Raw genomic sequence first — 14185 nt, forward strand, 5'->3', positions numbered from 1 at the left:
CAACGCCGCCTTCCCGGCGTCGCCTTGTACCCGAGATCGGGCATTGATACGTTCCAATCCGACCTGGCGACCCGAGGGAGTCGAGACGATGCCGTCAGCAGGGCAGGCCGTACGCACGCTGCGAGCGGGCTTCGCCGCTCCCCCGCCGGATGGCCGGGTCATGATGCGCTGGTGGTGGTTCGGCCCCTTCGTCGAGGAGGCCGAGCTGGCCCGCGAGCTGGAGGCGATGGCGGCGGCCGGCATCGGCGGGGTCGAGGTCGCGTCGGTGTACCCGCTCTCGGTGTCCGAGGCGGACCGGGAGGCCGGGGGGTTCCTGTCCGAGCGGCACCGGTCCCGGCTGCGGTTCGCCGCCGAGACCGCGAACCGGCTCGGCCTGCGCTTCGACGTCACCATCGGCAGCGGCTGGTCGTTCGGCGGCCCGCACATCACGGACGAGACCGCCGCGCGACGCCTGCGGTGGGACGTGCGCGAGGTGCCGACGCGCCCGTTCCGGATCGCCGCCGCGCAGCCGTGGCCCGGTGACGAGCTCGTCGCCGCGTACATCGGCGACGGTTCCGAGCAGGAGCCGCCCACCCGCTTCGACCGGCTGCCGGTCCGCGACGGCGCCGTCCAGGTGCCTGCGGGCTCCGGCCCGCGGACGGTGCTGCTCGCCGTCTCCAGCCCCACCGGCCAGAACGTCAAGCGGGCTGCGGCGGGCGCCGAGGGCCCGGTGCTCGACCACTGCAGCCGCACCGCCACCGAGGCGCACCTGCGGGCGGTCGCCGAACCCATCCTCGCCGCGGTGCCGAGCGACCTCGTCACCGCGGTGTTCTGCGACAGCCTCGAGGTCTACGCAGCCGACTGGACCCCGCAGCTGCCCGCCGAGTTCCACGCCCGCCGCGGCTACGACCTGCTGCCCGACCTGCCGCTGCTGCACACCCGGGGGGAGGGCTCCGAGCGGGTCCGGGCCGACGTCGCGATGACCCTCGGTGAGCTCTACGAGGAGAACTTCGTCGCCGTCGTGCGCGAGTGGGCGCAGCGGCACGGCGTCGCGTTCCGGATCCAGAGCTACGGGCAGCCGCCCGGCCCGCTGTCGGCCTACCGGCACGCCGACCTGCCCGAGGGCGAGGGCTGGGGATGGCGATCGGTCACGCAGACCAAGTGGGCCACGTCGGCCGCGCACCTGTACGAGCGACCGGTGGTCTCGTCCGAGACCTGGACGTGGGTGCACTCGCCGTCCCTCGCCGCCACCCCGCTCGACCTCGCGGGCGAGGCGCACGAGCACCTGCTGCTCGGCGTCAACCAGCTCATCGGGCACGGCTGGCCGTACTCGCCGCCCGACGCGCCGGCCCCCGGGTGGATCTTCTACGCCTCCGGTGCACTCGGCGACGCGAACCCGTGGTGGCCCGCGATGCCGGAGCTCACCCGCTACCTGCACCGCCTGTGCTGGCTGCTGCGGCAGGGCGAGCCCGTGGTCGACGTCGCGCTCTACGCCCCGAGCCGGGACGCCGCGCAGCACTTCACCCCCGGCACCCGCGGCTACCTCGACCTCTGGCACGCCACGCGCACGCACATCGGCGAGGCGCTGCCCGCTGCGTTGCGGGAGGCCGGGTACGACTACGACCTCGTCGACGACACGGCCCTGCGGGAGGCCGACTGCAGCCGGTACCGCGTCGTCGTCCTGCCGTTCGTGCACGACCTGCCCGAGGAGACCGCCCGCCTGCTGGAGAAGCAGGGCACCGTCGTGACCGTCGGCGGCACCGTGCACCGGGACGGGTGGACCGCCGTGGCGGACGTCGACGCGCTGCTGCCCGCCCTCGCCGCGCTCGTGCCGCCGGACGCCCCGACCACGCATGACGTCGGCGTCGTACACCGCAGGGCGGGCGGGGCCGACGTCTACCTCGTCGCGAACACCGGCCCGTCCCCGCGCGCGTTCACGCTGCGCCCGCGCGACGCCGGGGCCGCGTTCGAGCGGTGGGACGCGCGCACCGGGCGCGCCCACCGGGTCGAGCTGCGCGACGGCGGCGTGCCGCTCGAGCTCCAGCCGTACGAGGCGGCCGTGCTCGTCGCGCTGCCCGCACCCGACCCGGGCGTCCCGGCGGCCCCGGCGATCGGCCCGGTCGAGACGGTGGAGCTCGCCGCGGGCTGGACGGTCGCCTACGGCGACGCCCCGGACGCGCGCCGGGAGGTGGCCGTGCCCCACCGGTGGGAGGACGACCCGGAGCGGGCCGACTTCTCGGGTGGCGCCACCTACGAGACCACCGTCGTGCTGACCGCGGACCGGCTCGGCGGCACGGTCCTGCTCGACCTCGGTCCCGTGCGCACCGCCTCCTCCGACGCGGCCGGCGAGGCGGGCATCCGCGGGAAGTCGTTCCGCGCCGAGGTCGACGCCCCGGTCGGCGACGTCGCGCAGGTCGTGGTGAACGGCGACGACCGCGGGTGGGCGTGGGCGCCGCCGTACACCGTCGACATCACCGGCTCGCTGCGGCCGGGCGAGAACACCATCGCCGTGCGCGTGCTGAACACCGGGCTCGGCGCGCTGCGCGCCGCCACCGACCTCGACGCCACCGTCGCGGCGGTGACCCGGGCGTACGGCAGGCGGTTCCGCATGCAGGACCTGGACCGCGCGCACCGGCCCATGAGCTCGGGGCTCCGGGCGGCACCGACACTCCGGTTCGTCAGGTCCCGCAGCACGTGACGTGGGGCCGGGCTCCCCGGCGGTGCCCCTTCACTCCTCCTTGGCGGCCTCCGCCGTCGCTCGATCCTTGATCTCGTTCACCACGTCCGGGTCGGCGAGCGTGGTGGTATCGCCGAGCGAGCGGTTCTCCGCCACATCACGCAGCAACCGTCGCATGATCTTCCCCGATCGGGTCTTGGGCAGGTCCGGGGTGAACACGATGTTCGCCGGTGCTGCGATCTTGCCGATCTTGCGGCCAACGTGGTCGCGTAGTTCGGCGAGCTTGTCCGGCGTCCCCTCCTGTCCGCCCTTCAGGCTGACGTACGCCACGATGGCCTGCCCGGTCTGCGCGTCGGCCCGCCCGCAGACCGCCGCCTCGGCGACGTCCTGGTGGTCGACGAGCGCGCTCTCCACCTCGATGGTCGAGATGCGGTGGCCCGAGACGTTCATGACGTCGTCGACCCGGCCCAGTAGCCAGAAGTCGCCGTCGTCGTCGATGCGGGCGCCATCGCCGACGAAGTAGACGCCTCCGGGGTACTTCGACCAGTACGTCTCCTGGTACCGCTGCGGGTCGTTGAAGATCCCGCGCAGCATGGCCGGGTACGGGGCGGTGAGCACCAGGTACCCGCCGCCGCCGGGTCCCACCTCGTTGCCCTGCTCGTCGTAGACCGCCGCCTCCACGCCCGGGAACGGCTTGGTGGCCGAGCCGGGCTTGAGGGTGGTCACGCCCGGCAGCGGGGTGATCAGGATCTGCCCGGTCTCGGTCTGCCACCAGGTGTCGACGACCGGGATGCGCCCGCCGCCGATGTGGTCCCGGTACCAGATCCAGGCCTCCGGGTTGATCGGCTCGCCCACGGTGCCGAGCACCCGCAGCGTCGACAGGTCGTGCCGCTGGGCGTACTCCGGGCCCCACTTCATGTGGCTGCGGATCGCGGTCGGCGCGGTGTAGAGCACCGTGACGCCGTAGCGCTGCACGATGTCCCACCACCGGTCCTTGTCCGGGAAGTCCGGGGTGCCCTCGTAGAGCACGCTCGTCACCCCGTTGCACAGCGGGCCGTAGACGATGTAGCTGTGGCCGGTGATCCAGCCGATGTCCGCGGCGCACCAGTACACCGTGTCCGGCTTGATGTCGAAGATGTAATGGTGGGTGGTGCTGGTGCCGACCAGGTATCCGCCCGTGGTGTGCACGATCCCCTTGGGTGTGGCCGTCGTCCCGCTCGTGTACATCAGGAACAGCAGGTCCTCGGCGTCCATCGGTTCGCAGGGGCACGACGCCGGGTCGTCGGACTGGTCGGCGGCGGCCTCGTCGTAGAAGACGTCGCGGCCGTCGGTCATGGCGACCTCGGTGCCGGTGCGCCGCACCACCACGCAGGTTTCGACGCCGGATGCCGCGGCCATCGCCTCGTCCGAGATCGACTTCAGGGACACCGGTCTGCCCCGGCGAAGCGCCTCGTCCTGGGTGATGAGGATCTGGCACTTCATGTCGTTCATCCGGGCGGCGAGCGACTCCGCGGAGAAGCCCCCGAACACGACGGTGTGCGGAGCACCGATCCGGGTGCAGGCCAGCATCGCGATCGGCAGCTGCGGGATCATTCCGAGGTAGATGGCGACCGGCGTCCCCCGCTGAACACCGAGCTTGCGCAGCGTGTTGGCGAAGCGGGTCACCTCGCGTTGCAGATCGGCGTAGCTGATGTCGCGGCGGGTGTCCGCGGGTTCGCCCTCCCAGTGGTAGGCGATCTTGTCCCCGTTGCCGGCCTCGACGTGGCGGTCGACGCAGTTGTAGCAGACGTTCAGCTTTCCGCCGAGGTACCACTTGGCGTACGGCGGATCCCACTGCTTGAGCTGCTCGAAAGGCGTGAACCAGGTGACCCGTTCCCGCCCTTCGGTCTCCCAGAACTCATCGGGGTCACGACGGTAGATGTCGGGTTGCGCGTTGGCCTCGCGCGCGAAATCGGGGGGCGGGGGGTAGGTCCGCTCCTCGCGCAGCAGGGCATCGATGTTCGTCGACTCGGTGGTCACGGGTCACCGCCTTCTCGCTGCTCGCCGGTTCACTGCGGAAGCGGCTGACCCGCCCGCGTCGCGGCCGGTGGGCGTGCCATCGGGCTCAGGTCGAAGATCTTCCCGCCGACAGGCAGGATCGTCCGGCCCGCGGTCCCCTTGATCACGATCGCTGCGGAGGTGTACCAGGCGACGAGCGCCGTGAGGACCCCCAGGTATCCGCCGACGACGGTGAGGACGGCCACGCCGGCCAACGCCGCGACGGCGAGAACGATCTCGGTGGCCTCCAGGGTGAGGAAGACGAGGAACACGGCGGTGTTGACCTGCGTGCTCCAGAACAACATGTACGTGTTGAAAATCGCGAAGGCGATGAGGATCCAGCCGATGTTGACGGCCGCCTGCCCCGGCGCGAGCGTCGGCTCGATGAGCCGGGCGAAGAAGGCCATGCCCAGCCAGAACCCGCCGTAGGTGGAGAACGCCACCGCCCCGAAGACGTTGCGGTTGCGGAACTCCCACATGCCGGCGAGCAACTGCACCAGGCCGCCGTAGGCGGCGGCGAAAGCCACCCAGACGGCCGCTGCGGTCCAGCCCGCGTTCACCGCGGACAGCAGGAATGTCGTGAGCGCGAACGCCGCCAGCCCCAGGCCGGCGGGATCGGCGACGGGAGTGGGCTCGATCCTGGTCGGCGGGGCCTCCGGACCCGGCGCCGAGGGTGGGCCGGCCTCGGGCTCACGTTGGCGCGGCACGAAGCCCGCGTGTGTTTCCGTCCCCTGGGAAGCCATCGTCAGCCCCTTTCGTTGCCGACTGCGCATGGAGAGGATGGAGGGGTACCCGCGGGGGCCGGAGAAACGCATTTCGGCCGCCGTCCTGCGTGAATTGGAGCTATTACCCCATTTGCCCGGAAAGTGTGGGTTTTGGGCCCGCGCGGCGGCTGCGGTGCGAGGTGCCGGCCGGACCCGATCTGCGCGGTTCGTCAGGTCCCGCAGTACGTGACGTGGGGCCGGCTACCCGCCGGCGCCGGCTCGGCGTAGCGCTCCAGACCAGGGCGTTCGGCGAACGGGTCGGAGACGACCTCGACGAGGCGGTGGAACGGCGCCATGTCCCCCGCGGTGGCCGCCGTCAACGCCTCCTCCACCACGTGGTTGCGCGGGATGTAGACGGGGTTGACCCGGTCCATGGCCGCCGCCGCAGCGGCGCGGTCCGGCGGCAGCAGGGCCTCCCACCGCTGCGCCCAGGCGTCGAACGCCTCCGGCTCGGCGAACAGCGAGCGCGCGTCACCTCGTGACAGCGCCCGGAAGAACCGCGTGTGGTCGACGTGCTGGGCGTGCAACAGCGAAAGCAGGTCCCGGACGAGAGGTTCGTCCGGTGCCTCCAGCCCGAGCTTCGCCGCCATGCCGTGCGCGAAGTACCACTCGTACCGCTCGGCGAAGGAGCGCACCACCTCGGTGGCGGCCTCGACCGCCACGTTGGTGTCCTCGTCGATCAGCGGCAGCAGCGCCTCGCCCAGCCGGGCGAGGTTCCACTGCGCGATGCCCGGCTGGTTGCCGTAGGAGTAGCGGCCGCCGTGGTCGATCGAGCTGAAGACGGTGGCGGGGTCGAATGCATCCATGAACGCGCAGGGGCCGTAGTCGATGGTCTCCCCGGAGATCGTTGTGTTGTCCGTGTTCATCACTCCGTGCACGAACCCGACGAGCATCCAGCGCGCGACGAGCGACGCTTGCGCGTCGACCACACGGCGGTAGAACTCCAGGTAGGGGGTGTCCGCGTCGACCGCGCCGGGGTGGTGGCGCGCGATCGCGTGGTCCGCGAGCTCCCGGAGGAGCGCCGGGTCGCCGGCCGCGGCCGCGTACTGGAAGGTGCCGACGCGCAGGTGGCTCGCCGCGACCCGCGCGAGCACCGCACCGGGCAGCAGCGTCTCCCGCACGACCTGTTCGCCGGTGGCGACCACGGCGAGCGCCCGGCTGGTGGGGATGCCCAGCGCGTGCATGGCCTCGCCCATCAGGTACTCGCGCAACATCGGGCCGACGGCGGCCTTGCCGTCCCCGCCGCGGGCGAACGGGGTGCGGCCCGAGCCCTTCAGGTGCAGGTCGCGGCGCTGCCCGCGGCGGTCGACGAGCTCGCCGAGCAGCAACGCCCTCCCGTCCCCCAGCCGCGGCTGGTAGAAGCCGAACTGGTGACCGGCGTAGGCCTGCGCGACGGGGCGCGCGCCGCCGGGCAGCTCCGCGCCGACGAGCAGCGCGAGACCGGCGGGCTCCCGCAGCGCTGCGGCGTCGAGCCCCAGCTCGGTGGCCAGCTCCTCGCCCAGTGCGAGCAGGGTGGGCGCCGGGACCGGAGCAGCCGTCCACGGCACCGACAGGCGGGGCAGCTCGCGGGCGAAGGAGCTGTCGAGCTCGAGCTGCGGTCCGGCGGTGACACTCATGGTTCGAGGCTACGTGCCGCGCGGCGCCGGGCCGGCCGGCGAGCGGCCGGCCCGGGCACCGTCAGCGGAGGTCGAACCGGTCGAGGTTCATCACCTTGTCCCACGCGGCCGCGAAGTCGCGCACGAACTTCTCCTTCGCGTCGGCGGACGCGTACACCTCCGCGATCGCGCGCAGCTGGGAGTTCGAGCCGAAGACGAGGTCGGCCGCGGTGGCGGTCCACCTGAGCTCGCCGGTGGCCCGGTCCCGCCCCTCGTACACGTTCTCCGCGTCCGAGACCCTCCACTCCGTCCGCATGTCGAGCAGGTTGCGGAAGAAGTCGTTGGTCAGCGTCCCGGGGCGGTCGGTGAAGACGCCGTGCGCGCTCTGCCCGACGTTGGCGTTCAGGGCCCGCATGCCGCCGACGAGCACCGTCATCTCCGGAGCGGAGAGCGTCAGCATGTAGGCGCGGTCCACCAACAGCGTCTCCGGCGGCAGCTTCTCCCCGGCCCGCAGGTAGTTGCGGAAACCGTCCGCCTTCGGTTCCAGCACGGCGAACGAGTCCACGTCGGTCTGCTCCTGCGAGGCGTCGGTGCGACCCGGCGCGAACGGGACCGTGACCTCGTGCCCGGCGTCTTTCGCCGCCTTCTCGACGGCCGCGCCCCCACCCAGGACGATGAGGTCGGCGAGCGAGACCCGCTTGGCCGCCTGCGTGCTGTTGAAGTCCCGCTGGATCTGCTCGAGGGTCTGCAGCACCTCGCCCAGCTCGTCCGGGTTGTTCACCTCCCAGTCCTTCTGCGGCGCGAGGCGGATCCGGGCGCCGTTGGCCCCGCCGCGCTTGTCCGTACCGCGGAAGCTCGCCGCCGACGCCCATGCGGTGGAGACGAGCTGGGAGACCGACAGCCCCGAGGCGAGGACCTTCTCCTTGAGCGCCGCGATCTCGGCGTCCCCGATCAGCTCGTGGTCCACCGCCGGGACGGGGTCCTGCCACAGCTGCGGCTCCGGCACCCACGGGCCGAGGTAGCGCGAGACGGGCCCCATGTCGCGGTGCAGGAGCTTGTACCAGGCCCTCGCGAACGCGTCCGCGAGCTCGGCGGGGTTCTCGTGGAAGCGCTTCGTGATCGGTCCGTAGATCGGGTCCACCTTCAGCCCGATGTCCGAGGTCAGCATCATCGGCGCGTGCCGCTTCGACGGGTCGTGCGCATCCGGTACCGTGCCCTGGGCCTCGGGGTTCTTCGGCGTCCACTGGTGCGCGCCCGCGGGGCTGCGCGTCAGCTCCCAGTCGTACCCGTACAGGTTGTCCAGGTAGCCGTTGTCCCACGTGGTCGGCGCGGTGGTCCAGGCACCCTCGAGGCCGCTGGTCATCGCGTGCGGACCGGCGCCGGTCCCGACCCGGTTCTTCCAGCCGATGCCCTGGTGCTCGACCGGGCACGCCTCCGGCTCCGGGCCGATGTACTGCGGGTCGACCGCACCGTGGCACTTGCCGAACGTGTGGCCGCCGACGATGAGCGCGACCGTCTCCTCGTCGTTCATCGCCATGCGCTTGAACGTCTCCCGGATGTCACGGGCCGACGCGAGCGGGTCCGGGTTGCCGTTGGGCCCCTCCGGGTTCACGTAGATCAGGCCCATCTGCACCGCGCCGAACGGCTCGGCCAGGTCCCGTTCGCCGCTGTAGCGCTCGTCCCCGAGCCACGTGTCCTCCGAGCCCCAGAAGATCTCCTCGGGCTGCCAGATGTCCTCCCGCCCGAAGGCGAAGCCGAACGTCGGGAGCCCCATGTCCTCGATGGCCACGTTGCCGGCGAAGACCAGCAGGTCGGCCCACGAGATCTTCCGGCCGTACTTCTCCTTGACCGGCCACAGCAGCCGGCGCGCCTTGTCGAGGCTCGCGTTGTCGGGCCAGCTGTTGAGGGGCGCGAAGCGCTGGGCGCCCTGACCGCCGCCACCCCGGCCGTCGTGGATGCGGTAGGTGCCGGCGGAATGCCAGCTCATCCGGATGAAGAGGGGCCCGTAGTGGCCGTAGTCGGCGGGCCACCAGTCCTGCGACGTCCGCATCACCTCGACGACGTCGCGCTTCAGCTCCTCGACGTCGAGCGTGCTGAACGCCTCGGCGTAGTCGAAGTCCGCGCCCAAGGGGTTCGCCCGGGCCGAGTGCTGGTGCAGCACCGTCAGGTCCGGCTGGTTCGGCCACCAGTCCCGGTTCGTCCTGGGCCGGGTCACCTCGGGGGTCGGGGAGGGGATCGAGGGGTTCTCGGTCTCGCTGATGCTCTCGGTCACGTCCGCTACATCTCCTATCTCGCGCTGTCTCGCGCTGTGTCGGTCTCGCGCTGTCTCGACGTTCGCTCCGCAAGCTGCGCTCAGCCGCGTGCCGCGACGCACTCGGGGCACCGGCCCCGGTAGATGACCTCGGCCTCGTCGATCGCGAAGCCGTGGTCCTCGGACGGGGTCAGGCAGGGCATCTCACCGACGGCGCAGTCGACGTCGGCGATGGCGCCGCACGACCGGCACACGACGTGGTGGTGGTTGTCCCCCACCCGAGCCTCGTAGCGCGCCACCGAGCCCGGCGGCTCGATGCACCGCACCAGGCCCGCCGCGGTCAGTGCGCGCAGCACGTCGTAGACGGCCTGGTGGGACACCTCGCCGACGTCGTCCCGGACGAGCCCGATGATCGAGCCCGTGTCGGAATGGGGGTGATCGTGCACCGCGGACAGCACCGCCAGCCGAGGCCGCGTGACTCGCAGCGCGGCCCCGCGCAGCATGTGCTCGAAGTCCGACGTCGTTGGCACCCGTCCCAGCGTGGCCCAGTCCCTTGAACGAATCAAGACGGGGCGGGTAGCCAGCCCGGGTGGTCCGCGCTGGCTACGAGGCCTCGACGGAGCGGGCGACCTCGTCGAAGTCGCCCGGGATGAGCGACCGCCAGACGTCGGTGCCGCCCATCTCCGCCGTGATCCGGAACGCGCAGCGGCGCAGCGCGGTGGCGATCTCGGGGGCCTCGGGCTCCACGCCGACCAGCGCGATGGTGGCGGCGACGTCGTGATCGTCGAACACGGGGGCGGCGAGGATGCCCAGGCCGCCCATCGGCGCGAGTGCGCGGGCCAGCCCGGCCGCCCCCGCGGCCTCCACCTCGGCCTCGACGCGCCGCCGCTTGACCGGGTCGAGGCCCTCCCAGTACCGCGCGATCGCCTCGCGGTCCTTGGAGAAGCGCAGGAACAGGTGTCCCTGGGCCGAGTCCATCCCGAGTGTGGTGCCGACCCGCACCGTGACCAGGATCGGGCTCGTGCCGACCTCGCTGACGAGGGAGACCACCGGGCCGTCCGAGCCCCGCAGCGAGAGCACGGTGGTCAGCCCGGTCTCGTTGGCCAGCCTGCGCATGTGGGTCGGCGCCAGGTCGAGCACCCGGCGCTGTCCCTGCGCCACGGCGCCGAGCTGCATCAGCAACGGGCCGGGCTCGTAGGCCGCCTGCTCATCGCGTGAGCGCTCCAGGACGCCCGCCAGCACGAGGGAGCCGAAGTAGCGGCTGACGGTGCTGCGGTTCAGCCCGACGAGGGACGCCGCCTCGGCCACCGTGAGCCGGGGCCGGTTGACGGTGAACAGGGCCAGCAGCTGACCGACCCGTTGCACCGCCTGGATCTCGCCGGTGCCGCCCGAGCCGCTGGTCAACCGTCCTCCTCCGCGTGCGGGTCCAGCGACTATACCCAGCACGACCCGGCGCTCGCGGTCGCAGCAGTCATCGGAAAAGCAGCTGCGCCGCGTTGCCGCCCACCATCGCCCTGATGTCGTCCTCCGCGGTGCCGGCGTCCAGCAACCTGCGCACCATCCGCCGGTACGCGGTGATCGGCAGCGGGTTGTTCTTCTGCCCCAGGTCGGAGGAGAAGATGGTGTGCCCGACGCCCGTCTCGCGGAGGAAGGCGGCGACCTTCTCCGCACCGGACCCGTCGGCCGGGTTCTTGACCACCATCGCGAGGCAGTGCTCGACGTTGGCGCCCTGGCGGCACCACCCTCCGACCCGTTCCGGCGAGGCCCCGACGATGAAGTCGGGATGGCTGACGACGATCCGCTCGACGCCGGCCGCGATCGCGGCCGGGATCAGGACGTCGATCTCGTCGGCAGGCAGGTGCCCGCAGTTGAGGATCGCCGACTCCGCCGCGATCACCGACAGGATGTCCTGCGCCTCCGGCACGAGCGCACCGTCGTCGCCGACCACGCTGATCGGCTCGTTGTCGCGCAGCGGGATGCCTGCCACCGGGAAGCCGCTGTTGTGGTTGTGCTGGTGGAACTCGAGGTGCGCGGTGGAGGAGATCGTCGGGAACCACACGACCCGGCCTCCCATCCGCAGTGCCAGCTCGACCCCGTACGGGTTGAGCCCGCCGACGGTCCGGTTCAGCGCGATGCCGCCGAAGGCCTGCACGCCGGTCTCGGTGAGCCCCGCCGACTGCAGCGCGAGGATGTCGGTCTGCATGCTGTGGTGGTGGGACTTGCAGACGATGGCGCGGAACCCGACCGTTGCCGCGTCGCTGGCCGCGTCGAGGATCGACATCCGGCGCGGGAACGGGCTGGGGCCGGGGTGCGTGTGCAGGTCGACGCCACCGGCGAGCAACCCGTCGGCCTCGGCGTCGGGCACGAGCCGATCGGCGTCGAGCGTCTCGTCCCACAGGCCGGAAGCTGTCTGGGTCATAGGACTCCCCTTCTCATTTGATCGCGATGGCGTTGGGCGGGGAGCCGACCCCGCCGACGAGGTTCAGCGGTTTCACCGTCACCAGGAACTCGTAGGTGCCGTCGGCGGCGCAGTCCGCGGCGAGCTCGTCGAGCTTCCACAGCTCCCCGATGATCATTCCGAGCAGGGCGAGCAGCGGGCGGTGCAGCATCCCGTTGTGCGAGGGGCCCCGCGGGGGTGGCGGTTCGTCCGGGTCGACCCATCCCGACGCCCGGTTCACCGGGTACGACTCCAGGCCCCCGTTGTCGGAGGCCATCAGCGCGATCCGGTGGTCCCACAGCCAGGCGAGCATCTCCTCGGACTGGTCGAGGCCCGCCCCGCCGCCGCCCCGATCGCCGCGCCGCTCGGGCGGCAGCTGCAGCCAGCTCTCGGCGAACCCGGTGCGCAGGAGCACGATGTCGCCCGGCCGGACCGTCACGCCGCAGTGCTCGGCGACGCGGTCGAGGTCGTGGGGGGTGAACCTGGTCAGCTTCCCGAGCGTGAGGGGGTCGCCGATGCTGTCGTGGTAGCGGACGGCGTCCAGCAGGACCCCGCGCCCGGCGATCGCCTTCTCCGCGAGCAGGTGGATGCCGAGGTCGGCCGTGCCCTCGGCGACGGCACCGTCGGGCACCCCGCCGTAGAAGCCGTGACGCGGGTGCCGGATGTGCCGCAGGCCGTCCACCTGGGACGTCGACTGCAGGTAGAACGAGTCGAGCCAGTCGTCGCGGTGGTGCGGGTTGTTGGAGAAGATGTGGTGCTCGGTGGCGGGCCGGGTGCCGGAGATGCTCGGCACGAACGTGTTGAGCGGGTAGTCGAGGTTGAACGTCGCGCCCCGGCGCACCAGGCCGGCGGCGGCCGCGGTCCGGTCCTCGGTGAGGAAGTTCAGCGTCCCGAGCTGGTCGCACCGGCCGAACAGCCCCCAGGACGACCCGGGTGGAGCGTCCACGCGCCGGGTGAGCTCCTCGTAGGTCGGTGTCACCCCTGCTCCTTCGCCGGGGTGAGGGACGGGGTGGACGCGGCGGCGAGCGGTGCCACGACGGGCGCAGGCTCCTCGTCCCGGCCCGCCTCGCGCAGGTCGACACCCCGCGTCTCGGGGCCGCACAGGGTCGCGACCAGGATCAGGATCCCGCCGAACGAGGCGAGGATGCCCGCGGTGTAGACGAACGGCACGACGGCGCTGAGCCAGATCATGTAGTACGAGAAGAAGGACGGGATGATCACCGCGGTGCCGTAGGCCACGCCCCACCCGGTGGACCGGACGATGGTCGCGAAGCGCTCGTTGATGTACGCGGGCAGCACGCCGAACGGGGCGACGGTGAGGCAGTGCCCGGCCACCGCGAGCAGGGTCAGGTTGAACCAGCCGCTGACCGTCCCGGACCCGATGGCCGTGATCACCACGGGGTACAGCACGATCTGCAGCGCACTGCCGATGTACAGGGCCCGCTTGCGGCCGATGTGGTCGGAGAGCCATCCGAAGAGGACGTACGAGGCCATCGCGACCGGGATGATCAGCTGCGTGTTGGCCAGGTCCGCGGGCGTGTAGCCCTCGTTCCCGAGCAGGAACTGGTTGAGCACGCTGCTGTTGATCGTGACCACGAAGAAGAGGCCGGTCATCGTCACCCACGCCTGGACGAACGCCCGGCCCGGCTTGCCGCGCAGGATGATCCGCAGCGGCGACTTCGTCTGCGTCCCGGCCTGGGCCACCGCCTCCTTCTGGATCTCCGACTCGTCGACCCTGCGGCGCAGGAACCAGGCCACCAGGAACGACAGCACGAAGCCGAGGACGAAGGGCAGGCGCCAGCCCCACTGCACGTAGGGCGAGTCGACGCCGCCGCTGGGCGCGATCATCAGGGTCAGGGCCATCGAGACCGCCACCAGCAGCGGGCCACCGCTGGCCGCGCACTGGATCAACGCGCCGACGAAGCCGCGGCGGTGGGCCGGCGTGTACTCGAGCGCCATGGGGGTGGCCGCCGTGTACTCGCCACCCAGGAAGATGCCCTCGATGAACCGGAGCGCGAGCAGCAGCGTCGTCGCCGGGATCGCGCCGATCAGCTCCGCGCCCGGCAGGCAGGCGATGAGCAGCGAGACCGCGCCGAACCCGAAGATCGTGATGGCGCCGATGCGGCGGCGGCCGATCCGGTCCGCGAAGTGCCCGAAGATCAGGCCGCCGAGCGGGCGCCCGAGCAGGGTCACGGCGAGCGTCATGCCCGCGAAGATCGACTTGGCCTCCGCGGACATGTCGCCCTGGAAGTAGACGAGCGCGGGCAGCAGCACCGACGATGCGATGTAGATCGAGTACGAGTCGACGGCGAAGCCGGCCCACGCACTCAGGACCGCCCGCTTCCGCCGCGCCCGGAAGGCGGGATCCAGCTCGGCCGCCGGGCCGGACGTGCTCTCGGACATGACAAGTCTCCTTCAACGCTGAAAGACAGCTTGACCGCGCAA

The 14185-nt window shown here is 71.8% G+C and carries 10 protein-coding genes; 1 reads left to right on the forward strand and 9 read right to left on the reverse strand.

Going from position 1 to position 14185, the window contains the following annotated elements:
* Positions 1 to 88: 88 nt before the first annotated feature.
* On the forward strand, positions 89 to 2677 hold the full coding sequence (locus tag ABEA81_RS23650; protein WP_345607494.1) for a glycosyl hydrolase: 2589 nt from the start codon (positions 89 to 91) through the stop codon (positions 2675 to 2677).
* Between the two features lie 30 nt (positions 2678 to 2707).
* Here ABEA81_RS23650 and acs read toward each other — a convergent pair whose 3' ends face one another.
* The 9 genes from acs to ABEA81_RS23695 form a co-directional block, all read right to left on the reverse strand.
* Positions 2708 to 4675: an acetate--CoA ligase gene (acs, locus tag ABEA81_RS23655; RefSeq protein WP_345607495.1), complete on the reverse strand. Its 1968-nt coding sequence runs from the start codon at positions 4673 to 4675 to the stop codon at positions 2708 to 2710.
* Between the two features lie 29 nt (positions 4676 to 4704).
* On the reverse strand, positions 4705 to 5400 hold the full coding sequence (locus ABEA81_RS23660) for an acetate uptake transporter (RefSeq protein ID WP_345607496.1): 696 nt from the start codon (positions 5398 to 5400) through the stop codon (positions 4705 to 4707).
* Positions 5401 to 5627: 227 nt separating this feature from the next.
* Positions 5628 to 7073 carry a protein adenylyltransferase SelO gene (locus tag ABEA81_RS23665; protein ID WP_345607497.1) on the reverse strand — a complete coding sequence of 482 codons (1446 nt, stop codon included), beginning with the start codon at positions 7071 to 7073 and terminating at the stop codon, positions 5628 to 5630.
* A 61-nt stretch (positions 7074 to 7134) separates the two neighbouring features.
* On the reverse strand, positions 7135 to 9324 hold the full coding sequence (katG, locus tag ABEA81_RS23670; RefSeq protein ID WP_345607498.1) for a catalase/peroxidase HPI: 2190 nt from the start codon (positions 9322 to 9324) through the stop codon (positions 7135 to 7137).
* An 80-nt stretch (positions 9325 to 9404) separates the two neighbouring features.
* On the reverse strand, positions 9405 to 9833 hold the full coding sequence (locus ABEA81_RS23675) for a Fur family transcriptional regulator (RefSeq protein WP_345607499.1): 429 nt from the start codon (positions 9831 to 9833) through the stop codon (positions 9405 to 9407).
* 73 nt (positions 9834 to 9906) lie between these two features.
* The gene (locus ABEA81_RS23680) at positions 9907 to 10707 is read right to left on the reverse strand and encodes an IclR family transcriptional regulator (RefSeq protein WP_345607500.1); all 801 of its coding nucleotides are present in this window, start codon (positions 10705 to 10707) and stop codon (positions 9907 to 9909) included.
* Between the two features lie 67 nt (positions 10708 to 10774).
* Positions 10775 to 11722, reverse strand: a complete 948-nt coding sequence (locus ABEA81_RS23685) for a DUF6282 family protein (RefSeq protein ID WP_345607501.1) — start codon at positions 11720 to 11722, stop codon at positions 10775 to 10777.
* Positions 11723 to 11735: 13 nt separating this feature from the next.
* The gene (locus ABEA81_RS23690; RefSeq protein ID WP_345607502.1) at positions 11736 to 12719 is read right to left on the reverse strand and encodes a cyclase family protein; all 984 of its coding nucleotides are present in this window, start codon (positions 12717 to 12719) and stop codon (positions 11736 to 11738) included.
* Complete coding sequence (locus ABEA81_RS23695; RefSeq protein WP_345607503.1) at positions 12716 to 14143, reverse strand: MFS transporter; 1428 nt, start codon at positions 14141 to 14143, stop codon at positions 12716 to 12718. Before ABEA81_RS23695 ends, ABEA81_RS23690 begins: the two co-directional genes overlap by 4 nt.
* Positions 14144 to 14185: the final 42 nt, after the last annotated feature.

It is taken from the genome of Pseudonocardia adelaidensis, from assembly GCF_039543345.1.
Classification (GTDB): domain Bacteria; phylum Actinomycetota; class Actinomycetes; order Mycobacteriales; family Pseudonocardiaceae; genus Pseudonocardia; species Pseudonocardia adelaidensis.